Origin of the sequence: Sphingomonas ginsenosidivorax (assembly GCF_007995065.1) — a bacterium.
In the GTDB taxonomy this organism is placed as follows: Bacteria; Pseudomonadota; Alphaproteobacteria; order Sphingomonadales; family Sphingomonadaceae; genus Sphingomonas; species Sphingomonas ginsenosidivorax.
On sequence record NZ_VOQR01000001.1, the window covers coordinates 1,270,211 to 1,293,093 of the forward strand.

Consider the following 22,883-nt stretch of genomic DNA (forward strand, 5'->3'; position numbering starts at 1 on the left):
AATTCCAGATGAACGCTTTTTTGAACGGAGGCCGGGTGTTCGTTCTCCACATCGCGCTACAGGGATGCCTGCGCGCCCAAGACGTCGAATATGGTCTCACCGCCGACACCGGGGGCCATATCCGGTACCTGCTGGACCTGGTGACGGCGAGCCGGCGCAACGCCGCGATCGACCGGATCGAGATCGTCACGCGCGCCTTCCATCACATGGCTTATGCCGAATGCTATGCCGAGCCGGTCGAGACGATCGACGGCACGACGCGGATCGTCCGGCTGGCGACCGCGTCCGCCGACTATCTGGTCAAGGAAGACCTGTGGACCGAGCATGACAGCCTGGTCGACGCGCTCGTCGCGCATATCGACGCGCTCGATCGGCGGCCGGACGTGCTCCACGCGCATTATGCCGATGCCGGGCTCGTCGCCGCGCGCGTGTCCGCCCGCTCCGGCATCCCCTACGTCTTCACCGCGCACTCGCTGGGGCGGGTCAAGCGCGCCGCATTCGACCGCGACTGCGCCGAGACCGCCGGGCTCGATCGCCGCATCGCGATCGAGGAAGAGGCGATCGCGGGCGCCGCGGCGATCATCGCGTCGTCGCGCGACGAGGCCGAGGTGCAATATGCCGGCTACGACGCCTACGACCCGGGTCGCATCCGCGTGTTCGCGCCGGGCAGCGACCTGAAGCAGTTCGCGGACAGCGCGCGCGACCCGCGTGTCGAGGCGACGATCGACCGCTTCCTCGACGCGCCGGACAAGCCCGTGATCCTCGCGATCGCGCGGCCGGTCACGAAGAAGAACCTGGCGGCGCTCGTCCATGCCTATGGCCGGTCGCTCGCGTTGCAGGCGACGGCGAACCTCGTGATCTTCGCGGGCAGCCGCGACGACCTGACCACGCTAGAACCCGAAATCCGCGACAATCTCGCCGAGCTGCTCCAGCTGATCGACCGCTACGACCTCTACGGCAAGGTCGCCTATCCCAAGACCCACCGCCCCGACGACGTCGCAGCGATCTACGCGCACGCCCGTGCACGTCGCGGCGTGTTCGCGAACCCCGCGCTCAACGAGCCGTTCGGTCTGACCCTGCTCGAGGCCGCGGCGAGCGGGCTGCCGGTCGTCGCGACCGACAGCGGCGGCCCGAACGACATCGTCGAGACCTGCGGCAACGGCATCCTCGTCGACCCGCGCTCGCCCGGGGCGATCACCGACGCGCTGCTCGCGATCCTGTCCGACCCCGCGCTGTGGGACCGCTACGCCGCGGCGGGATCGGTCGCGATCAAGGCCTATGACTGGGACCGCCACGTCGCGCTCTATGCCGAGCTGCTGGCCGACGTGGTCGATGGCGCGACGACGGCGACGGCGCAGCCAGACCTGCTGCTCGTCTCCGATATCGACGGCACGCTGATCGGCTGCGCCGAATCCGTCGTCGATTTCGCCAGCTGGCACAGCGCGCAGGTCGATGTCGCCTTCGCGATCGCGACCGGGCGCAGCTTCCACAGCGCGATGGCGGTGCTCGGCCAGCACGATGCGCCGCGTCCCGAGATCCTGATCACGTCGGTCGGCTCCGAAATCTATTACCGCGCCTATCGCGGCGCGGTGTACGACCGCGACGCCGAATGGGAGGCGATCATCGCCGCGGGCTGGGACCGCGAGGCGGTCGCGGCCCTGATCGCCGACCAGGGCGGGCTGGTCCCGCAGGCCGCCCTCGAGCAGCGCCGGTTCAAGCTCAGCTATTTCGCCGACGGCGACCGCGATGCGGGGGAGCGGGTCCGCGCGCTGCTCGCGGCACACGGCCACAGCTGCTCGATCATCCAGAGCCATGGGCGCTATATCGACATCCTGCCGCATGCCGCATCCAAGGGCACCGCGGTCGAGCATGTCCGCCGCCGTCTTGGCCTCGCCCCGCGCCAGGTGATCGTCGCGGGCGATAGCGGCAACGACATCGAGATGCTCCGCTCGGCGCGCCACGCGATCATCGTCGGCAACTATTCCGACGGGCTCGCCGCCCGCGCCGACCTGTCGCACGGCTATGTCGCGGTCGGTCATCATGCCCGCGGCGTCCTCGAGGGTGTGGTGCATTTCCGAGAGGGGGTCGCCGACACTTCGGCCGGCACGCTGAAGGCGTCGTGACGCTCAGCGTTTTGACGCTGGTCCGCGGGCGCCGCGACCATCTCGTCAACCTGATCGCCGGCCTCGACGCTTCGACGCAGGCGCCCGATGAGCTCGTCATCGCCTATATGCAGGACGAGGCGCCCGCCGGATTGCCCGCGACCGCGTTCCCGGTGCGGATGGTGCAGGTGCCGGGCGAGCCGATGCCGCTCGCCGCCGCGCGCAACCGCGCGGCCGAGGCGGCGCGCGGGGAGACACTCGTCTTCCTCGACGTCGACTGCATCCCGTCGCCGACGCTCGTCGCGCGCTATGCCGAGACGGCGGGGCAGGGCGTTCGGCTCGGCGAGGTGCTGTACCTGCCCGCGGGGGCCACCGAAGGCGGGCTCGATCCGGAGCGGCTCGACCGGCTAGGCGTCCGCCACCCGGCCAAACCCGCGATCGCGCTGGACGAGGTTCGCCCGACCCCCGATCACGGCGAGCTCTGGGGCCTGTCCTTCGCACTGTCCGCCACCGACTGGGCGGCGGCCGGCGGCATGGACGAACGCTATGTCGGCTATGGCGCGGAGGAGACCGACTTCGCCGCGCGCCTGGAGGCGGCCGGCGTGCCGATGGCGTGGGTCGGCGGCGCGCGGGCGTGGCACCAGCATCATGCGGTGCACATGCCGCCCTACCAGCATTTCGACTCGATCCTGCGCAACGCGGCGCTGTTCCGCGCGACCTGGGGCCGCTGGTGCATGGACTATTGGCTCGGGCAATTCGCGGAACGCGGGATGATCCGGATCGACGACGCCGCAATTACCGTGCTCCGGCATCCGAACGCCGACGAGATCGCGGCGTCGCGGATGCCGGACACGACCTTATTCAGCTGACCAGAGCGACGTCGCGAGGTCGTCCAGATACGCCGCCGCCACGTGCGCTGAATCGGCGTCGTACAGGTCGGCCAGCGCGGCCGGGTCGAGCGCCTTGGCCGCATCGAGGATTCCGCGCCACGGCGCCAGCGCCCCCGGCCAGGACGGCAGCGCGACCGCCGCACCCAGCTCCGCCAGCCGCTCGGCCTTCCGGGTCTGCTCGCCGAAATAGCGCCATTCGGGCGCACAGACGTAGGGGCGTCCGACGCGCGCGATCTCGTGGACCGTGTTGTCGCCTGCCGACGCGATGACGACGTCCGCCGCGGCGATATGGTCGGTGACGCCCGGCACCCAGCCGAGCTCGACCAGATTGCCGAAATCGGTCTCGTGCCCCTCGCGGTGCACGGGCCCCAGCACCAGCCACAGCGCATCCGGCACCGCGCGCGCCGCCATCGTCAGCGGCGCATAGGGCGTCCCCGCCCCGCCGCCGCCGGTCAGCACGACGACGATCTCCTTGTCCGGATCGAGCCCGAGTTTCGCACGCGCCTCGGCCCGCGTCGGCACAGGGTCTACCGTCGTGCAGAGCCCGCCTGCGTAGCACGTCTTCGCGCGCACCCAGTCGGGCGTGTCGTCCTGCTCCAGCGCTTCGCCGAACGGTGCGAGCAGCCCGACGCTCGCCTGGTACGCGCCGAGATGGCCGGGATCGAGGCGGTCGCCGTGCATCCTTATGCTGATCGCCGGCACGCTCGCGATCCGTGCGAGCAGCGCGATCTCCGCCGACACGTCGACGACGAACAGCGCCGGATCGACGTCGTCGAGATGGTCGATGATCGTCCGCATCGTCGCCCGCGTCTGCGCTACGCCCAGCGGGACGCAGTGCATCACCTCCGGCGTCGGTTGCGCGAAAAGGCCTCGCGTCGGCACCGGCGCACCGATCATGTCGGGCAGCGCGGTGATGCTGATCTCGCGCTCGAACCCGTCGAACAGGGAGGGCTTCGCGGTGAGGATCGTGACGGGGCGGGCGGCAGGCAGCTCGCGGATGATCGCCATCGCCCGATTCGCATGGCCGCGACCCTGGTGATGGATGAAGAAGGTGATCGGTTTCAGGCGGTCGTCCAAAATATGCTCCCCCGGTTCCGCGTTGAAGCGCGGACCATAACTGTCCTACCGCCGTCACCCCGGACTTGTTCCGGGGTCCATCGTTCGGCGAAATCTAAAGCGTAGTGGATAATCTAAAGCGTAGTGGATACGCGGCACCATGGACCCCGGAACCAGTCCGGGGTGACGGTAGCGGGTGGATCACCCGCCCGGGCTTGCCCCGTACCGCGCGCGCAGACCGAACGCCGCCTCGACCTCGGGATCGAGCCACGCCTCGATATGCCCCGCATCCGCCGCAGCCAGCTCGGCGTAGCGGGTCGGGCGATAGGGTTCGTACCCTTGCCCCTTATAGCTCGTGATCGCCTCGAACGTCGTCGGCGCCTCGATCCCCGCCGCATCCGCCAGCGCCGTCACGAACCCCGCCGGATCGCGCGCGAAGGCGTCGTAGCCGACGAGCGCGACATTGTGCGCGCGGCCCGTCAGCGTGGTCCAGTGGCGCAACTTGGCGGTGCGCTTGGCGATGCAGTTGGCGAAGCGCTCCCCCGTCTCTGGATCGCGCTCGTGGAGCATCTCGCTGCCGAGCATCGGGTGTCCCGGCTCGACATGGCCGAAATGCTCGTCCCAATAGCTGTGCCAGTCGCTGCGGATGAACGCGTCGAACGGCTGCGCCTTCAGGTCCGGATGCGCGTGCCACGGCTGGCGGTGCAGGCTGCGCACCCAGTCGAACGCGTCGCGCGCGACCACCACGACGAGCGTATCCTTCATGAACACGCTCTGGCGCGGCACGAACCAGTGCTTGAACCCGAACGCCTCGGTCATTGTCACCGACGGCAGGTTCGCCTCGATCGTCCGGGTGACGAGGTTGGTCCCGCTGCACCGCGAGCCGTAGATCTGGACGCGTGAGATGGGGACGTCGCCGCGCTTGACGACGCGCAGGCCGGGAAGGGGCTCGGCCCAGGGAATCGGGGAATGGGTCACGCCGCCGCCGCTAGATCGACCCGGCCGGCTTCGCAACCATCTGCATGATGACGCGGATTAGGGCGCGCCGCGACCGGCATAGGATGCTATGGCGACATTAGAGGTGTTGCCGTGGAGTCCTGCGTGCACCCTCGGCGCCCCGCACGCGGCATCTCGGTGTCACACGGGCGGGCGGGGCGCCCTTCCTCATCGCTGGCAGCCGTGCGACACGCCGGGACTGGTCGATTTCGATGCGTCTCGATCTTGGCGTGCGCGGCTCGTCGCGATACAGGTCGGACCATCAACAAGTGTATTGCATGACTAAAACAGTTGTGCGACAGGATGGCCCCATGAACACGATGACTCTCCCGATTGGCACAAACCCGGCCGGCACGAACCCGTCTGGTACCGGTTTCGAGGCGATGCGCCACGCGATGGTCGCGAGCCAGTTGCGCACCAACGCGGTCAACGACCAGCGCGTCGTCGCGGCGATGGCCCGCGTCCCGCGCGAGGACTTCCTGCCCGCCGACGTCCGCGGCCTCGCCTATCGCGACACCGCCATTCCGCTCGGCGCCGGGCGCAGCGCGAACCTGCCGATGGCGACCGGTCGCCTGCTCACCGAAGCCTATCTGACGGCGACCGACCGCGTGCTGCTGATCGGCGCGGCGACCGGCTACACCGCCGCGGTCCTCGCCGGGATCGTCGCGCACGTCACCGCGGTCGAGAGCGACGCCGCGCTGGTCGCGATCGCGCGCGCCGCGCTGTCGGGCATCGCCAATGTCGAACTGGTCGAGGGGCCGCTCGCCGAGGGCCATCCCGGCGCACCCTATGACGTGCTGATCGTCGACGGCGCGGTCGAGCAGCTTCCCGACGCGCTGGTCGCGCAGGTGAAGACCGGCGGCCGCGTCGTGTCGGGGCTCGTCGAGCGCGGCGTGACGCGTCTCGCTTCGGGTCGCAAGACCGATGGCGGGTTCGGCCTCGCGGCATTCGTCGACACCGATTGCGTGGGGCTCCCGGGCTTCGCGCTCGCGAAACCGTTCAGGTTCTGACGGCGTGCTGGGGGGCATCGCCGTGCGCCGTCTGCTGCTCGGCAGCGCGCTGATCGTACCGATGACGCAGGCCTCGGCGGAAACGCTTCGCGAGGCGCTGCTCAAGGCCTATTCGACCAATCCCACGATCACCGCGCAGCGCGCGCAACAGCGCGCGACCGACGAGAACGTCCCCATCGCCCGCGCCGCCGGGCTGCCCTCCGCCAACGCGACCGGTGACTATACCGAGTTCGTCGTCAACGCGGCGAACAACTTCCTCGCCCCGCAGCGGCAGGGCGTCGCCGGCGCCAATGTCTCGATCCCGTTGTACAGGGGTGGGCAGGTCCGCAATTCGGTCGCCGCCGCCCAGACCCGCGTCGAAGCCGGCCGCGCGCAGCTGCGCGGGACCGAGGCGGATCTGTTCACCAACGTCGTCGCCGCGTACATGGACGTGATCCGCGACGAGGCGATCGTCGGGCTCAACACGCAGAACGTCCGCGTCCTCGACGTCAACCTCCAGGCGAGCCGCGACCGCTTTCAGGTCGGCGACCTGACGCGCACCGACGTCGCTCAGTCCGAGGCGCGGCTCGCGCTCGCCCGCGCGCAGCTCCAGTCGGCGCAGGCGCAGCTGATTTCCAGCCGCGAAAGCTATGTCCGTCTCGTCGGCACTCCGGCGGGAATCCTCGAGACGCCGCCGACCTTGCCGCATCTGCCCGACAGCCCGGCGTCGGCGGTCACCGTCGCGATCGACAACAACCCCGTCCTGCTCGCCGCGGCGAAGGAGCGCGACGCGACCCGCTACGATATCGGCGTCGCGCGGGCGAGCCGCCTGCCGCAGGTGTCCGCCGTCGGGGGCGCGAGCTACACCAACTATCTCAACTCGATCCCGCCGAGCGGCGGCGGGCTCGGTGCGGGCACCACCCCCAATGCGAACAAGGCGGTGCGGGCCGGACTCTCGCTGACGATGCCGCTGTTCCAGGGCGGGCGTCCCGCCGCGCAGGTGCGCCAGGCCGAAGCGCTGCGCAGCCGCGCGATCGAGAACGTCACCGCGACCGAGCGCAACGTCATCGCGCAGGCGCGCTCGGCCTATGCGGTGTGGCGCTCGTCCGAACAGGTGATCCAGTCGTCCGAGACCGCGGTCAACGCCAACAAGCTCAGCCTCGAGGGGGTCCGCGCCGAGAACAGCGTCGGCACGCGCACCATCCTCGACATCCTCAACGCCGAGCAGGAACTGCTCAACAGCCAGGTGACGCTCGTGACGGCGCGCCGCGACGCCTATGTCGCGGGCTTCGCGCTGCTCGCCGCGATGGGCGAGGCGGAGGCGCGCGACCTCGGGCTCGACGGCGGCGTGCTCTACGATCCGGTCGCGAACTACAACCGCGTGCGGCGGAAAATCTGGGATTGGGGCGGCGACGGCGAGCCCGTCGCGGTCGCCACGCGGACCGTCCAGTCGCCCGCGCAGGACGCCGTGGTGAGGCGGCCGCAGGACGAATTGCTCGACAGCCCGGTTGACAGAAGCCCCGGACTGACCACAGGTGCAGCCTCGCCGAACCGCCAATAGAGGCGGTGGCCACGATTCGGGACGCCGCGCATGGGGGATATCAGCGTAGAGCCGTCGATGGAGGAGATCCTCTCGTCGATCAAACGGATCATCGCGGAGGAAGGCGACACGCCGCCCGGTCGTCAGCGCCGTAGCGCACGCGCGCCCATCGTGACCCAACCGATCGACCTCGACGACATGGACGAGGACGAGATTCTCGAACTGAGCGATCCGATGCCGATGGTCGACCGTACGCCTTCCCCGCGCGCCGCGAAGCCTGCGCCCGAGCCCGCGACCCCGCCGCGCCCCGCGCCGCCCGCGGTCGATGCCGATCCGGAGGCCGACCCCATCGTCTCGCGCCAGACCGCTGCCGCTGCGCGTGCGCCGCTCGAGGCGCTGTCGCGGATGATGGTCAAGCCCGATCCGTCGAGCGACGGCACGCTGGAGGGTCTCGTCCGCGACATGCTCCGCCCGATGCTGCGCGAATGGATCGACGCCAACGTCCCCGCCATGGTCGAAGAGATGGTGGCCAAAGAAATCAAGAAGATCACCGGCCAGGCCTAAACCCATCCTCCCCCGCCAGGGGGAGGTGGCAGGCGCAGCCTGACGGAGGGGGCGGAAAGGGCGACATCGGTTCCGTGTCCGCCCCCTCCGTCACCTGCGGTGCCACCTCCCCTTGGCGGGGGAGGATTGCAACGGACAGGCCTAGGCTTGGCAGCCCCCGCCCGCTAAGGCGGCAGCCATGAGCGAACTTCCCAAAACCTTCGACCCTGCCTCCATCGAAGCGCGCTGGTACGCGCATTGGGAGGAGACCGGCGCGTTCCGGCCCGACCGGCCCAACGCCGAACCCTGGACGATCGTCAACCCGCCGCCCAACGTCACCGGCTCGCTGCATATCGGGCACGCGCTCGACAACACGCTGCAGGACATCCTGACGCGTCACGCGCGCCTCAAGGGCAAGGACGCGCTCTGGGTGGTCGGCACCGATCATGCCGGCATCGCCACGCAGATGGTCGTCGAGCGCCAGATGGGCGCCATGTCCCCCCCGCAGAAGCGCACCGACCTGACCCGCGAGGAGTTCGTCGCGAAGGTCTGGGCGTGGAAGGAAGAGAGCGGCGGCGAGATCACGCAGCAGCTGCGCCGGCTCGGCTGCTCGATGGACTGGAAGAACGAACGCTTCACGATGGACGAGGGCTTTTCGAAGGCCGTCGTGAAGGTCTTCGTCGCGCTGCACGACCAGGGCCTGCTCTACCGCGACAAGCGGCTGGTGAACTGGGACCCCGGCCTCGGCACCGCGATCAGCGACCTCGAGGTCGAGACGCGCGAGATCAAGGGCAGCTTCTGGCATCTGCGCTATCCGCTCGAGGACGGGTCGGGCTTCATCGAGGTCGCGACGACGCGCCCCGAGACGATGCTCGCCGACATGGCGGTCGCGGTGAACCCGTCCGACGAGCGCTACACCGCGCTGGTCGGCAAGAAGGTCCGCCTGCCGATCACCGGCCGCCTGATCCCGGTCGTCGCCGACGACCATGCCGATCCCGAACTCGGATCGGGCGCGGTCAAGATCACGCCCGGCCACGACTTCAACGACTTCGAGGTGGGCAAGCGCGCGGGCATGAAGGCCGGCGAGATGCTCAACATGCTCGATGCCAAGGCACGCGTCGTGCAGGTGTCCGACGGGCTGATCCCAGCCGACCTGCTCGGCCTTTCGACCGCAGAGGCGCGGAAAGCCGTCGTTGCGCAGCTGAAGGCCGAGGGCTTCCTGATCGCGCACGTCGACAAGGAGGGCGTCGAGCACGACGCCGAACCGCGCACGATCCAGACGCCGTATGGCGACCGCTCGGGCGTGGTGATCGAGCCTTGGCTGACCGACCAATGGTATGTCGACGCCGACACGCTCGCCCGCCCCGCGATCGAGGCGGTCCGCGTCGGCGCGATCTCCATCGTGCCCAAGACCTGGGAGAAGACGTTCTTCAACTGGATGGAGAACATCCAGCCCTGGTGCGTGTCGCGGCAGCTGTGGTGGGGGCACCAGATTCCGGCGTGGTTCGGGCCCGACGGCACCGCCTACGTCGCGGAGACCGAGGCCGAGGCGCAGGCGAAGGCAGGCGAGGGGGTGACCCTGACGCGCGACCCTGATGTGCTGGACACGTGGTTTTCCAGTGCCTTGTGGCCGTTTGCTACGCTCGGGTGGGATGGTGAAGAATCCCCCTCCCGCTCGCGGGAGGGGCTAGGGGAGGGCCTGTCCACGGACGGCGCCTCCGCCGTGACAAGCCCTCCCCCAACCCCTCCCGCAAGCGGGAGGGGAGTCTTGGACGGTCGCTACCCGAACGACGTCCTCATCTCGGGCTTCGACATCCTGTTCTTCTGGAACGCGCGGATGATGATGCAGGGGCTGCACTTCATGAAGGACGTGCCGTTCCGCACGCTCTACCTCCACGGCCTCGTCCGCGCCGCCGACGGCGCGAAGATGTCGAAGTCGAAGGGCAACACGGTCGATCCGCTCGGCCTGATCGACCGCTACGGCGCCGACGCGCTGCGCTTCTTCATGGCGGCGATGGAGAGCCAGGGCCGCGACATCAAGATGGATGAGAAGCGCGTCGAGGGCTATCGCAACTTTGCGACCAAGCTCTGGAACGCCGCGCGATTCGCGCAGGCCAACGGCATCGTCGCCAGCACGACGCTGGAGGCACCGCACGCCGAGCTCGCGGTCAACAAGTGGATCATCGCCGAGACGATCGCGACCGTCCAGGCGGTCGACCTCGCGCTCGCCGACTATCGCTTCGACGGCGCCGCCAACGCGATCTACCAGTTCGTCTGGAGTCGCTTCTGCGACTGGTATCTCGAACTGATCAAGCCGCAGATGGTCAGCGACGAGCGCGGGACAATCGACGAGGAATCGAAGGCGGTCGCCGGCTGGGTGCTCGATCAGATCCTCGTCCTGCTCCACCCGTTCATGCCGTTCATCACCGAGGAACTGTGGCACGCGATGGGCCCGCGCGATCACGACCTGATCCTCGCGAGCTGGCCGATGGCCGACGCGCGGTCGCTCGATCCGGAGGCGAGCAGGGAGGTCGACTGGCTGATCCGCCTGGTCCAGGAAATCCGCACCGCGCGCAACGAACTGAACGTCCCGCCTGGCGCGCGCCTGCCGCTGCACGTCCGCGACGCCAACGCGGCGACGCTCGCGCGGCTGGAGCGCCAGGCGCCCGCATTGGCACGGCTCGCCCGCGTCACGCACGCCGAGGGCGAAGCCACCGGCGGCGCGGCGCAGGTCGTGGTCGACGAAGCGACCTTCGTCCTGCCGCTGGAGGGCGTCATCGACCTCGACTCCGAGCGCACCCGCCTGACCAAGGCGATCGCCGCGGCAGAGAAGGAGCGCGACGCGCTGTCGGGGCGTCTCGGCAATGCGAGCTTCGTCGAACGCGCGAAGCCCGAGGCGGTGGAGAAGGCCAAGGCGGACCACGCCGACAAGGCCGCCGAAGCCGCACGGTTGCAGGCGGCACTCGGCCGGCTGGGGTAGGGCACCTATCCACAAACCGTCACCCCAGCGAAGGCTGGGGTCTCTCCGTTCGCGGCGGAACGGTTGCCCCGAACGGGAGACCCCAGCCTACGCCGGGGTGACGGAGAGGGGGACGTTGCTCCCTTCACCGTCACCCCGGACGTGCTCCGGGGTCCACCGCGCCGCGAACCAACTGGCCTGAGGGCATGCGGATGGGTAGATGCCGGAACACGTCCGGCATGACGGAGCTATGCACTTGGTGGCGTACTTTTGGACTGTCCTACAGCCCGCGAATTTGTCACCATCCCCACGTGACACGCTACGCCCCTTCCTCGAGGATTCTTCCGGCAATCTCCCGCGGGACGTGATTCCCGACCGGACATAGCCTCAACTTCGACAACTTCCGCCGCCCCGACTCGCGGCCGCGCGCAGCAACAGGACGGCCCGTGGCAAGACCCCAACGCGACCTCACCACCGGCCATATTGGCCGTACGCTCCTGGCCTTCGCGCTGCCGACCCTGGGATCGAACATCCTCCAGTCGCTCAACGGGTCGATCAACGCGATCTGGGTCGGGCGGTATCTGGGCGAAGGCGCGCTGGCCGCGACGTCGAACGCCAACATCATCATGTTCCTGATGTTCGGCGCGGTGTTCGGGTTCGGCATGGCCGCCACGATCCTCGTCGGGCAGAGCTTCGGGCGCGGCGACGCGGACGGCGCGCGCCGCGCGTTCGGATCCGCGGTCGGGCTGGTGTTCGGCGGCGCGGCGGTGATCGCGATGCTCGGCTGGATCTTCGCGCCGGAGATCCTGCACCTGCTCGCGACCCCCGGCGACGCGATGCCGCTCGCGCTTGCCTATCTGCGCGTCATCTTCCTGGGGCTGCCCGCGTCGATGATGATGGTGCTGATCATGATGGGCCTGCGCGGCTCGGGCGATTCGATGACGCCGCTGTGGTTCATGGGGCTCAGCGTCGTGCTCGACAGCGGCCTCAACCCCTTGCTGATCGCCGGCATCGGACCGTTTCCACGGATGGGGATCGCCGGTTCGGCGACCGCGACGCTGATCGCCAACCATATCGCGCTGCTGGGCCTCGTCGCCTATCTCTACATCCGCGACCTCCCGATCCGGCTGCGCGGCGCCGAGCTCCGCTACCTCCGCCCGTCCGCCGCGCTGACCGGCACGATCGTGCGGAAAGGCCTGCCGATGGGCGCGCAGATGCTCGTCATGTCGACCGCCGGGCTGACGATGGTCGGACTTGTCAACCGTCTCGGCGTCGACACCGCGGCGGCCTATGCGGTGTCGCAGCAGCTCTGGACCTATATCCAGATGCCGGCGCTCGCGATCGGTGCCGCGGTCAGTTCGATGGCGGCGCAGAATATCGGCGCGCGGCGATGGGACCGCGTCGGGGACATCACCAAATACGGCCTGATCTTCAACGTCGCGCTGACGGGCACGATGGTGCTGGCGGTGATCCTGTTCGATCGGCCGGTGATGACGCTGTTCGTTCCCGATACCAGCCCCGCGCTGCCGATCGCGCGGCATATCCAGCTGATCGCGAGCTGGAACTTCATCGTGTTCGGCGCGACGATGGTGCTGTTCTCGACCGTCCGCGCGAACGGCGCGGTGCTGATGCCGCTGCTGTTCCTGTTCGTCTCGATGTACCCGGTACGGATCGGCTTCGCGTTGGTAGCGCAGCGCTGGATCGGCTCCGACGCGATCTGGTGGAGCTTCCCAGCCGGCTCAGTCGCGAACCTGGTGATGGGGATCGGCTATTACCGCTACGGCAACTGGCGCAAGGGGTCACTCGTCGTGCCCGAGGACGAGCCGACCCAACCGCTCACCGAGCCCGCCGGCCGACTACAGCCAACGGGGTGACCCCTTTATCCTCCCCCGCCAGGGGGAGGTGGCAGGCGAAGCCTGACGGAGGGGGCGGATCGGCTAACAGCGGTTTCGTGTCCGCCCCCTCCGTCTGCCTGCGGCAGCCACCTCCCCCTGGCGGGGGAGGATCATCGCGGAACCCTAAGGCTGCACCGGCGCCATCACCCGGATGATGCCGGCGGCGATCTTCGCGGTGACCGGGGTTCGTGCCAGCACCTCGCCGTCGATCGAGATCGGCAATTTGGGGATGGTGTCGACGCGGATGCTCTTGCCGCGGAAGTCGCGGACCTCCTCGTGCCGCGATTCGTGGCGCAGCACGCTTGCGACCCAGTTGTGGATCAGCCGGCGCTTCATCTTGCCCATCACTGCCTGGACCACGATCTCGCCCGAATCGACCGCCGCGGCATCCACCAGCTCGGTGCCGCCATGATAGGGGCCGTTCGAGATCCGGACCTCGACGACGCGCATCCGGACCGCGTCGTCGCCCTCGCCGACGATCAGCGTGAAGGGCCGGAATCGCATGAACTGATACGCCGCCCAGCCGAGATAGCCGACGCGCCCGAGGATCTTCTTCAGCCCGTGCGGCACGGTCTCGGCGATCTTCGGGCTGATCCCCATCGCCGCGCAATTGGCGAAATAGTCGCCGTCGATCATCCCCAGGTCGATCCGGCGCGGCGCCCCCGTCCGGATCACCTCGACCGCGCCCTCGATCGTCAGCGGGATCCCCAGCGTGCGCGCGAAGCTGTTCGCGGTGCCGAGCGGCAGGACGCCGAGGATGACGTCATGGCCGACCATCAGGTCGACCAGCCCGCTGATCGTGCCGTCGCCGCCGCCGAGGATCAGCAGGTCCGGCTTCTTCGCCAGCGCCTTCAGCACGGTCGCTTCGAGCTCGCCCGGATTTTCGACCGCATGCGCGTCGACGTCGTAGGGCAGGCCCGACATCGCGGCACAGGCGCGCTTGAACAACGCCTGTCCCTTGCGCGACTTGGCGTTGACGACGAGCGCGGCGGAGCGGATCTGGGTGTCTGGCATCGGAGCCCTCAACGCACGACCGACGGTTTCGAACCCGTAACGCTTGCAAGCTATTTCGGCATCCCGCAAAGCGCGGACCATGACCGCAAGCTATCCCGCGCTTCGCCTCCGTCGTACCCGGTCCACCGGCTGGAGCCGCCGGCTTCACGCCGAGACCGTGCTGACCCCCGCCGACCTGATCTGGCCGCTGTTCGTCTGCGACGGGCAGGGGATCGAGGAACCGATCGGCGCGCTGCCGGGCGTGTCGCGCTGGTCGGTCGACAACATCGTCGCACGCGGTCGCGAAGCCCGCGATCTCGGCATCCCGTGCCTCGCGCTGTTCCCCTACACGCAGCCCGAGCGCCGGACCGAGGATGGCCGCGAGGCGCTCAACCCCGACAATCTGATGTGCCGGGCGATCCGCGCGCTGAAGGACGCGGTGCCCGATATCGGCGTGCTGACCGACGTCGCGCTCGATCCCTATACCAGCCACGGCCATGACGGGCTGGTCGACGCGGCGGGCTATGTCGTCAACGACACCACCGCCGACATGCTCGTGCAGCAGGCGCTTAACCAGGCCGCGGCGGGTGCCGACATCATCGCGCCGAGCGACATGATGGACGGCCGCATCGGCATGATCCGCACCGCGCTAGAGGCGGACGCGCACCACAACGTCCAGATCATGAGCTACGCGGCCAAGTACGCCAGTGCCTTTTACGGCCCGTTCCGCGACGCGGTCGGCAGCCGCGGGCTGCTGAAAGGCGACAAGAAGACCTATCAGATGGACTCCGCCAACGCCGAGGAAGCGCTGCGCGAGGTCGCGCTCGACCTGGCCGAGGGCGCCGATACCGTCATGGTGAAGCCCGGCATGCCCTATCTCGACATCATCGTCCGCGTCCGCCAGGCGTTCGAGGTGCCGGTGTTCGCCTACCAGGTGTCGGGCGAATATGCGATGATCGAGGCCGCCGTCGCAGCCGGCGCCGCGGACCGCGACGCGATGGTGCTGGAGACGTTGCTGGCGTTCAAGCGTGCGGGCTGCTCCGGTGTCCTGACCTATCACGCTGCGCATGCGGCCAAGCTCCTCGCGCGATGATCGAGACCGAGCGACTGGTGCTGCGTCCCTGGCGTGACGCCGATGTCGAGCCGTTCGCGACGATGTGCAGCGATCCGGAGGTGATGACGCACCTCGGCGGGCCGCAACCGCGCATCGAGGTCGAGGCGATGATTGCGCGGCAGCAGGCGGTCCAGGCCGCGCAGGGCCATTGCTTCTGGGCGATCGAACGCCGCGACGACGCCGTGCTGCTCGGCTTTTGCGGCCTGCGCATCGGCGGCCATGCCGGAACCCCGGTGCCCGACGAACTCGAAATCGGCTGGCGGCTCGCGCGGCACGCCTGGGGGCAAGGCTATGCGCGCGAAGCCGCGCTCGCCAGCGTCGATTGGGCGTGGTCGCATACCGACCGCGACCGCGTTACGGCCTGGACCGTCCCGGCCAATACCGCGTCCTGGGGCCTGATGCGCCGGATCGGGATGGCGCACGCGCCGACGCTCGATTTCGACCATCCCGGCTTCCCGGTCGGGCACCCGCTCGGCCGCCATATCGTCTACGCGATCGATCGGCCCGTGCATGACTGACCCGATGCCGCGCGCGATGCCGACATCGTCCCGCATGCTGTTCGTCGCGACGATCCTGACGGGATCGTTCCTGCTGTTCCTCGTCCAGCCGATGATCGCGCGGATGGCGTTGCCACGTCTGGGCGGCGCGCCCGCGGTGTGGAACTCGGCGATGCTCGTCTATCAGGCGCTGCTGCTCGCCGGCTATGCCTATGCGCACTGGCTCGGCCGCGTCCGGCCGCGTGCGCAGGCGGCGATCCACATCGGCGTGCTCGTCGTCGCGGCGCTGTGGCTGCCGATCGGGCTGATCGCGATGGACCTGCCGGCGGACGCGCAGCCCGCGGTGTGGGTGCCATGGCTGCTCGGCCTGTCGATCGGCCCATTGTTCTTCGCGGTCTCCGCGCAGGCGCCTTTGGTGCAGCGCTGGTTCAGCGCGGCGAGCGGCGGCGGCGACCCCTATGCGCTCTACGCCGCATCGAACTTCGGCAGCTTCGCCGGCCTGATCGCCTATCCGCTGCTCGTCGAGCCGCTGATGGCGACGCGCAGCCAGAGCCTGCTCTGGAGCGGCGGCTATATCGCGCTGATCGCGCTGGTGGCCGCCTGCGCGACGCGGTTGCCGCGGACCGCGTCCGCGGAGCACGTCGCCGCGACGAGCCCACCGGCGTCGCGTGGGCGCGTGCTGCACTGGATCGCGCTCGCGCTCGTGCCTTCGGGCCTGATGCTCGCGACGTCGACCTACATCACTACCGACATCGTCGCGATGCCGCTGCTCTGGGTCCTGCCTCTCGGGCTGTATCTGCTGAGCTTCACCGTGGCGTTCGCCGCCAATCGCGAGCTCGCCGACCTGCTGACGCGGATCGCGCCGGTGACGATCCTGATGTTCGGCGGCGTCATCATGGGCGGCTACAGCGAAGGCCCGCTGCTCAGCGCGGGGATCGCGCTGACATTGCTGTTCATGATCTCGGTCGCGCTGCACACCGCGATGTACAGGCTGCGTCCGGCGCCCGACCGGCTGACCGGATTCTATCTGGCTATGTCCGGGGGCGGGGTGCTCGGCGGCGTGTTCGCGGCGCTGATCGCACCCGTGATCTTCGACTGGACCTATGAATATCCGATCCTGATCCTCGCGGCGGGGATGCTGGTCCCGCAGCAGTTCCTCACTCCCCGGTTCCGTGATCTGTGGACCACGCGCGGCGTGACGCGGCACGTCGGACTCGCGATCATCGTCGTCATCTTCGCGGTGATGATCGGGATGCGGACCGCGCTGCCCGACAGCCTGTTCGGCGAAGAGCGGCAGGGGCCGGCGTTCATCGTGATCGCGACCATCGGGCTGATCACGATCGGCGCATGGCGGCCGTACGTGATCGCGCTGGCGGGGACGCTGTTCCTGTTCGGTGGCTATCATTCGCTGATGCTGTCGATGCAGCCGGGCGCCCGGGTGCGGAGCTATTTCGGGGTCTACACGATCCGTACCAAGCCGAAGGTTAACGAGCTCGACCACGGCACGACCGTCCACGGCGTCCAGCTGCGCGGATCGGTGGCGCGGGAACGGACGCCCACCACCTATTACGCCCGAGGCTCGGGCGTCGGTCGCGCGATGGAGGCCCTGGCCGGCCTGTACGGTGCGAACGCCCGAGTGGGTGTCGTCGGGTTGGGGACGGGGACGCTCGCCTGCTATGCGCAGCCCGGCCAGCGCTGGCGCTTCTACGAGATAGACCCGGCGGTGGTGCGGATCGCGCGCGATACCGGCCAGTTCAGCTATCTCGCACGCTGCCTGCCCGATCCCGTGATCCGGATCGGCGATGCGCGGATCACGCTCGGCCACGAGCCGGCGAACGATCTCGACCTGCTCGCGCTCGACGCCTTCTCGTCCGACGCGGTGCCGATGCACCTGATCACGCGCGAGGCGTTCGCGACCTATGGCCGCGTGCTGTCGCATGACGGATTGCTGCTGGTCCACGTCTCGAACCGGTTCATCGACCTGAACCCGGTCGTCGCTGCCGCCGCGGCGGAGGGCGGCTGGACCGCGATGCAGATGCGCTATCGTCCGTCCGAACTCGACAAGGACATGGCGACGCGGTCCGACTGGATCGCGCTGTCGCGCAACCCGGCGTCCATCGCCGTCCTGAAGGCGCAGGACCCGGATTGGGCGCCGCTAGTCGGCCGCGCGGGCTTTACCGGCTGGACCGACGATTATTCGACGATCCTGCCGCTGCTGAAGCGCTGACGGTGTAGCAGGCGGCGGGCCGGTTAGGGCGCCACCTCGACCCCGTCCCATGCGAAAAGCTTGCCGCTGTCCGGCGCGCGGAGTCCGTCGATGACGTCGAGCAACTGCACCGCAGCGCGGTCCGGCTTGAACAGCCGCCCGGGTGCGACATGGCCCTGGAACGGCCGAGACAGGCCGGTATCGACCGTGCCCGGATGCAAGGCGACGACGATCCCGCTCGAGTTGCGGCGCTTGTCCTCGATCGCGAGCGTCCGGACGAGCTGGTTGACCGCCGCCTTCGACGCACGATAGCCGTACCAGCCGCCGAGCTTGTTGTCGGAGATGCTACCGACGCGTGCCGACAGCACCGCGAACACCATCCGCCCGGACTTCGGCATCAGCGGCAGGATGTGCTTCGCGACCAGTGCCGGCCCGATTGCGTTGATCGCGAAGTTGCGCGCCATCCAGACCGGATCGAGATCGCGCATCGCCTTTTCCGGACCGCGCTCGCCGTCGTGGAGCAAGCCGGTCGCGACGACGACCAATGTCGGGGATCCCGTGATCCGTCCCGCCGCGGCCGCAATGCTCGCCTCGTCCTCCAGATCGATATGGCGCGCTCCCGACTCGGATCGCGCGAACCCCTGGACCGCGATGCCCTCGTCGATCAGCGCCGCTTCCAGCGCCGCGCCGATGCCGCCCGACGCGCCGATGACGACGGCGCTCATGCCCGCACGAACCGCCAGATGTCGTCGGTGCTGCCCGCGGCATCATAGGCATAGCCGTCGGTATCGAATCCCTTCATCGCGTCGATATCCTCGATCCGGTGCTCGGCCATCCACCGCGCGACCATGCCGCGCGCCTTCTTCGCGTGGAAGCTGACAAATTTCTGCGCCGCGCCCTCGCGGAAATCGATCGCGACGACGCGGACCGACTTCGGCAACCGGCCGTCGACCGCCGCCCAATATTCCTGGCTCGCCAGGTTGAGCACGACGCCCGTGCCGTCCTCCTCGACATCGGCGGCGAGCACCTTGGCGATACGGTCGCCCCACCAGTCGGTCAGCTTGGTCTTCCGCGGCGCCCAGCGCGTGCCCATTTCGAGGCGATAGGGCCGCATCAGATCCAGCGGGCGCAGCAGGCCGTACAGCCCCGACAGCATCCGTACATGCCCCTGCGCGAACGCCACGCCTTGCTCATCCAGCGAGGCGACGTCGAACCCGGTATAGACGTCGCCCGCGAACGCGAACAGCGCCGGTCGCTCGGGCAGCGTGTCGAAGTCGCGGAACCGGTCGGCGTTGAGCTTCGCGAGCGCGGGCGAGATGTGCATGAGTTCGCGCAGCCGCTTCTGCGGCAATCGCGACGCGGCATGCGCCAGCGTCGCCGCCTCGTCGGCGAACCGCGGCGTGGTGGGCTCGAGCGACGGCAGCGGGGTCTCGTAGTCGAGCGTCTTGGCGGGGGAGAGGACAGCGATCATCGCCGTCGCCTAAACCCGACAGCGGCGGCGTTCAATCGCCGTTCACGGGCCGTCGCGCACGGAACTTAACGGCGGCAGTTCGCTTGAACAGGTCGGACCCCAGACATATAGCGACGCACGCGCGTCGACGACGCTTGAGGAGAGTGTACGCATGAAGACCGTTTCGAAGCTCGCGCTGGCTGCCGTATTTGCGACCGGCGTTAGCGGGATGGCGCTGGTCGCCCCCGCCGTCGCCAAGGACAAGAAAGAAGAGGCCAAGCCCGGCCTCAAGCTCAGCCCCGAGGTCATCAAGGCCGGCCAGGTTGCGCAGACCGCGATCGCCGCCAAGGATTTCGCCACCGCCGAACCCGCCGTCGCGCAGATCGAAGCGGCGGTGAAGACCGACGACGACAAGTATATCGCAGCCGCCATGCGCTACGATATCGAGCAGCAGAAGCTCGCCGTCGCACAGGCTGCCAACCCCAACGCGCCGGTCAACGAGACGGTGCTGGCCAAGCCGCTCGACGCGCTGATCGCCAGCCCGAGCACGCCCGCTGCCGATCGCGGCCGCTACGCGTATCGCCGCGGCGCGCTGGCGTTCAACGGCAAGCAGTATCCGCAGGCCCTGCAGTATTTCAACAAGGCCAAGGAACTCGGCTTCAACGATCCGAACCTGTCCCTGCAGATCGTCAAGGCGAAGATGGAGAGCGGTGACGTCGCGGGCGCGACGGCCGATCTCGACGCGACGATCGCGGCGCAATCGGCGGGCGGTCAGAAGGCCGACGAGCAGCTCTATCGCTATGCGATCGCCAAGTCGTACCAGGCGAAGCTGAAGCCGCAGACGCTGACCTGGCTCAAGAAGTGGGTCACCGCCTATCCGACGTCCAAGAACTGGCGCGACACCATCGTGCTGGTCGGCATCCAGAACAATCCGCTGGTGCCGATGGACGAGACGCAGAAGATCGACATGTTCCGCCTGATGCGCGCGACCAAGTCGCTGGCCGACCAGACCGACTATCTCCAGTACGCCGACAGCGTGAACCGTCGCGGCCTGCCGAGCGAGGCGCAAGCGGTCGTCAAGGAAGGGCTGGCGACCGGCAAGATCCCGGCGAGCAACGCGATGGCCAAGTCGCTGGTCGCCGACACCACCACCGCGATCCGCAACGACGGTCCGGTCGCGGCGCTCGAGAAGCGCTCCGAGGCTGCGCCGAACGGCAAGCTCGCTGCCAGCACGGGCGACGTGTATCTCGGCCAGGACAACTACGCCAAGGCCGTGACGATGTACCGGCTGGCGCTGAGCAAGGGCGGTGTCGTTGCCGACGACGTCAACCTGCACCTCGGCATCGCGCTGGCGAAGTCGGGCGACAAGGCAGGGGCTGCTGCGGCGTTCGGGGCGATCACGTCCTCGCCGCGCGCAGAGACGGCCGGGCTGTGGACGACCTGGATGGCCGCACCGGCCGTCTGAGCGACGTCGACATCGACGAGATGGGGAAGGGGGCGATCCTGGATCGTCCCCTTTTTCATGTCTGGCGCGGTCGATCGACCGGACTACGAAGACGGGGCCGCCGGGCCGGCGGTACGCGCGTCAGTCCTCGCCAAACTTCGCTTCGACCAGTTCGACCAGCGTCGCGACCGCCGCGTCCGCGCCGTCACCGGTCGCCGAGATGACGATCGAATCGCCCATCGCCGCGCCGAGCATCATCAGCCCCATGATCGAGGTGCCGGTCACCGATCCGGCGCCTTCCTTCTCGACCTGGACCTCGCACGTCTGCGATGACGCGAGCGTGACGAACTTCGCGCTCGCACGCGCGTGCAGCCCGCGGCGATTGGTGATCAGCACCGTCCGCGCGACCGTCACGCGGCGGCCTCGCCCAGTACCTCGGACGCGACGGAAATGTATTTGCGCCCCGCCTCACGCGCCGCGGCGACTGCGGCGACCACCGTCATCGACTTGCGCGCAGAGCCCAGCCGGATCAGCATCGGCAGGTTCATGCCCGCGATCACCTCGACCCGGCCGCGCTCCATCAGCGAGATGGCGAGGTTGGAGGGCGTACCCCCGAACAGGTCGGTCAGCACGATCACGCCGCGTCCCGATTCGACCTCGGCGATCGCCGCAGCGATGTCCGCGCGGCGTTCCTCCATGTCGTCGTCGGGGCCGATCGCGATCGTGGCGACGCGCTCCTGCGGGCCGACCACGTGAATCATCGCCCTGACGAACTCCTCGGCGAGTCGCCCGTGCGTTACCAATACCAGACCGATCATATCCGTCGCTTCATACTCATGTGCCGACCGATGGTCCCTCTAGCGAGTCCTGCGGCGCGGCCCCCAGGTCGCGATGGCTGACCGTGGGCGAAAATCCCGCCTCGCGCAACCGTGCGCCGACGCGTTCGGTCACATGGACCGACCGGTGTCTCCCGCCGGTACAGCCGAAGGCGACGGTAACATAGCTTTTCCCCTCCGCCCTGTAGCGCGGGAGCAACAGGATCAGCAGATCCTCGATCCGCCCGACCGCGGCTTCGTAGGCCGGGTCCGCCGCGATATAGGCCGAGACATCGGCATCGAGCCCGGTGCCCGGCCGCAGCTGTGCGTCCCAGTGCGGATTGCGCAGGAAGCGCATGTCGAAGACCAGATCGGCGTTGCGCGGCACCCCGCGGGAAAATCCGAACGAGCGGACCGACAGGATCGGCTCGCCGCGGTCGCCGCCGGCAAAGCCCGTGCGGATGACCTGCGCGAGTTCGTTCGCGCTCATCGCGGTGGTGTCGATCAGCCGGTTCGCCCAGTCGCGCAGCGGCTTCAGCAGCGCGCGCTCGCGGTCGATGCCGCCGCTCGCCGGCCGGTCGAGCGCCAGCGGATGCCGCCGCCGCGTCTCCGAATAGCGCCGCTCGAGCTCGGGTCCCGCGCAATCGAGGAACAGGGTCGAGATTTCCGGCCCGTTCGGGTCGCGCATGTCGCGCAGCCGGCGGACGATGCGATCGGGATCGAAGTCGCGCGTGCGCGCACCGATGCCGATCGCCAGAGGCTGCGAATCATCAGGCGATCCCTCGGGCAGCGGCGCGTCGAGCAGCCGGTCGAGCAGCAGCAGCGGCAGGTTGTCGACGACCTCCCAGCCGAGATCCTCCAGCGTCTTGAGCACCGTCGACTTGCCCGCCCCCGACATGCCGGTGACGAGCACGATATGCTTGCGATCGCGGGTCATGCCCGCACCTCCATCCCGCTGGCTCATGCCAGCACCTCGATACCGCGCAACGCCATCTCGACCTTGATCGGCGTGGAGGCGTGCAGCGCGTCGAGGTGCATCTCGCGGACCTCGACGCCCGCGACCCGGCGAATCCGCCGGTCGGGCATCCGCTCGACCTGGCCGTCCAGGCGCACGACGAGGCCGACGGGGACGTCGTCGACATGCGGCATCGCGACGATCCCGATCCCGCGCACTTCCATCCGCCCGGCGATCTCGGTAGGTGCGCGCGCGACGAGGATCTTGCCCTTTCGCATCACCAGCGTCTGGTCGTCGCTGACCAGCACCGCGCCGCGATCGATCAGCCTGAGCGCGAGGTCCGACTTGCCGGCGCCCGACGGCCCTTCGATCAGCACGGCCCGGCCTTCGATCGCGACCGTGGTGGCATGCAGCCGGTCAGAGGAGAGGACGACCAGAA

At 68.8% G+C, this 22,883-nt stretch carries 20 protein-coding genes; 11 read left to right on the top strand and 9 right to left on the bottom strand.

Annotation, left to right across the window (positions count from 1 at the left end; genetic code table 11):
- Positions 1 to 35: 35 nt before the first annotated feature.
- Both FSB78_RS05655 and FSB78_RS05660 read left to right on the top strand, forming a co-directional pair.
- Entirely contained in the window at positions 36 to 2,123 is a 2,088-nt protein-coding gene (locus tag FSB78_RS05655; RefSeq protein ID WP_147080719.1) for an HAD-IIB family hydrolase, read from the top strand.
- Positions 2,120 to 2,971, top strand: a complete 852-nt coding sequence (locus FSB78_RS05660) for a glycosyltransferase family 2 protein (RefSeq protein WP_147080721.1) — start codon at positions 2,120 to 2,122, stop codon at positions 2,969 to 2,971. Before FSB78_RS05655 ends, FSB78_RS05660 begins: the two co-directional genes overlap by 4 nt.
- Here FSB78_RS05660 and FSB78_RS05665 read toward each other — a convergent pair.
- Both FSB78_RS05665 and FSB78_RS05670 read right to left on the bottom strand, forming a co-directional pair.
- On the bottom strand, positions 2,960 to 4,069 hold the full coding sequence (locus FSB78_RS05665; protein ID WP_242008053.1) for a glycosyltransferase: 1,110 nt from the start codon (positions 4,067 to 4,069) through the stop codon (positions 2,960 to 2,962). The genes FSB78_RS05660 and FSB78_RS05665 overlap by 12 nt on opposite strands.
- 180 nt (positions 4,070 to 4,249) lie before the next feature.
- Positions 4,250 to 5,026: a hypothetical protein gene (locus FSB78_RS05670; protein ID WP_147080723.1), complete on the bottom strand. Its 777-nt coding sequence runs from the start codon at positions 5,024 to 5,026 to the stop codon at positions 4,250 to 4,252.
- 338 nt (positions 5,027 to 5,364) lie between these two features.
- Between FSB78_RS05670 and FSB78_RS05675 the strand changes: the two genes are divergently transcribed.
- The 5 genes from FSB78_RS05675 to FSB78_RS05695 all read left to right on the top strand — a co-directional run bounded on the left by FSB78_RS05675 (position 5,365) and on the right by FSB78_RS05695 (position 12,949).
- On the top strand, positions 5,365 to 6,054 hold the full coding sequence (locus FSB78_RS05675) for a protein-L-isoaspartate O-methyltransferase family protein (protein WP_147084040.1): 690 nt from the start codon (positions 5,365 to 5,367) through the stop codon (positions 6,052 to 6,054).
- Between the two features lie 61 nt (positions 6,055 to 6,115).
- Positions 6,116 to 7,594, top strand: coding sequence for a TolC family outer membrane protein (locus FSB78_RS05680; RefSeq protein ID WP_147084039.1), 1,479 nt, complete (start codon positions 6,116 to 6,118; stop codon positions 7,592 to 7,594).
- Between the two features lie 30 nt (positions 7,595 to 7,624).
- Positions 7,625 to 8,137, top strand: a complete 513-nt coding sequence (locus FSB78_RS05685) for a DUF2497 domain-containing protein (RefSeq protein ID WP_147080725.1) — start codon at positions 7,625 to 7,627, stop codon at positions 8,135 to 8,137.
- A 178-nt stretch (positions 8,138 to 8,315) separates the two neighbouring features.
- A complete protein-coding gene (locus FSB78_RS05690) occupies positions 8,316 to 11,096 on the top strand; it encodes a valine--tRNA ligase (protein ID WP_147080727.1) in 2,781 nt (926 codons plus the stop codon).
- Between the two features lie 425 nt (positions 11,097 to 11,521).
- Complete coding sequence (locus FSB78_RS05695) at positions 11,522 to 12,949, top strand: MATE family efflux transporter (protein ID WP_147080729.1); 1,428 nt, start codon at positions 11,522 to 11,524, stop codon at positions 12,947 to 12,949.
- Positions 12,950 to 13,093: 144 nt separating this feature from the next.
- Here FSB78_RS05695 and FSB78_RS05700 read toward each other — a convergent pair whose 3' ends face one another.
- Positions 13,094 to 13,984, bottom strand: a complete 891-nt coding sequence (locus FSB78_RS05700; RefSeq protein ID WP_147080731.1) for a diacylglycerol/lipid kinase family protein — start codon at positions 13,982 to 13,984, stop codon at positions 13,094 to 13,096.
- Positions 13,985 to 14,063: 79 nt separating this feature from the next.
- On the opposite strand from FSB78_RS05700, the gene hemB reads away from it, so the two are divergent.
- Genes hemB through FSB78_RS05715 form a run of 3 tightly spaced genes read left to right on the top strand, consistent with a single transcriptional unit; the run spans position 14,064 to position 17,801 of the window.
- A complete protein-coding gene (gene hemB / locus FSB78_RS05705; RefSeq protein ID WP_147080733.1) occupies positions 14,064 to 15,056 on the top strand; it encodes a porphobilinogen synthase in 993 nt (330 codons plus the stop codon).
- A complete protein-coding gene (locus tag FSB78_RS05710; protein WP_147080735.1) occupies positions 15,053 to 15,595 on the top strand; it encodes a GNAT family N-acetyltransferase in 543 nt (180 codons plus the stop codon). Before hemB ends, FSB78_RS05710 begins: the two co-directional genes overlap by 4 nt.
- Positions 15,588 to 17,801: a spermidine synthase gene (locus tag FSB78_RS05715; RefSeq protein ID WP_242008055.1), complete on the top strand. Its 2,214-nt coding sequence runs from the start codon at positions 15,588 to 15,590 to the stop codon at positions 17,799 to 17,801. Before FSB78_RS05710 ends, FSB78_RS05715 begins: the two co-directional genes overlap by 8 nt.
- A gap of 23 nt (positions 17,802 to 17,824) precedes the next feature.
- On the opposite strand, the gene FSB78_RS05720 is transcribed toward FSB78_RS05715, so the two are convergent.
- Both FSB78_RS05720 and yaaA read right to left on the bottom strand, forming a co-directional pair.
- Complete coding sequence (locus FSB78_RS05720; protein WP_147080737.1) at positions 17,825 to 18,505, bottom strand: SDR family NAD(P)-dependent oxidoreductase; 681 nt, start codon at positions 18,503 to 18,505, stop codon at positions 17,825 to 17,827.
- Positions 18,502 to 19,251: a peroxide stress protein YaaA gene (yaaA, locus tag FSB78_RS05725; RefSeq protein ID WP_147080739.1), complete on the bottom strand. Its 750-nt coding sequence runs from the start codon at positions 19,249 to 19,251 to the stop codon at positions 18,502 to 18,504. Before yaaA ends, FSB78_RS05720 begins: the two co-directional genes overlap by 4 nt.
- A 151-nt stretch (positions 19,252 to 19,402) precedes the next feature.
- On the opposite strand from yaaA, the gene FSB78_RS05730 reads away from it, so the two are divergent.
- Positions 19,403 to 20,695 carry a hypothetical protein gene (locus tag FSB78_RS05730; protein ID WP_147080741.1) on the top strand — a complete coding sequence of 431 codons (1,293 nt, stop codon included), beginning with the start codon at positions 19,403 to 19,405 and terminating at the stop codon, positions 20,693 to 20,695.
- 120 nt (positions 20,696 to 20,815) lie between these two features.
- Here the strand turns inward: FSB78_RS05730 and FSB78_RS05735 are convergent, their stop codons facing one another.
- From FSB78_RS05735 to FSB78_RS05750, 4 genes are read right to left on the bottom strand one after another with little or no spacing between them, the layout of a single operon-like run.
- Complete coding sequence (locus FSB78_RS05735; RefSeq protein WP_147080743.1) at positions 20,816 to 21,088, bottom strand: HPr family phosphocarrier protein; 273 nt, start codon at positions 21,086 to 21,088, stop codon at positions 20,816 to 20,818.
- Positions 21,085 to 21,492, bottom strand: a complete 408-nt coding sequence (locus tag FSB78_RS05740; RefSeq protein ID WP_147080745.1) for a PTS sugar transporter subunit IIA — start codon at positions 21,490 to 21,492, stop codon at positions 21,085 to 21,087. The genes FSB78_RS05735 and FSB78_RS05740 overlap by 4 nt, the downstream gene beginning before the upstream one ends.
- 16 nt (positions 21,493 to 21,508) lie before the next feature.
- Positions 21,509 to 22,426, bottom strand: a complete 918-nt coding sequence (rapZ, locus tag FSB78_RS05745) for an RNase adapter RapZ (protein ID WP_147080747.1) — start codon at positions 22,424 to 22,426, stop codon at positions 21,509 to 21,511.
- 23 nt (positions 22,427 to 22,449) lie between these two features.
- A complete protein-coding gene (locus FSB78_RS05750) occupies positions 22,450 to 22,881 on the bottom strand; it encodes an HPr kinase/phosphorylase (protein WP_147084042.1) in 432 nt (143 codons plus the stop codon).
- Positions 22,882 to 22,883: the final 2 nt, after the last annotated feature.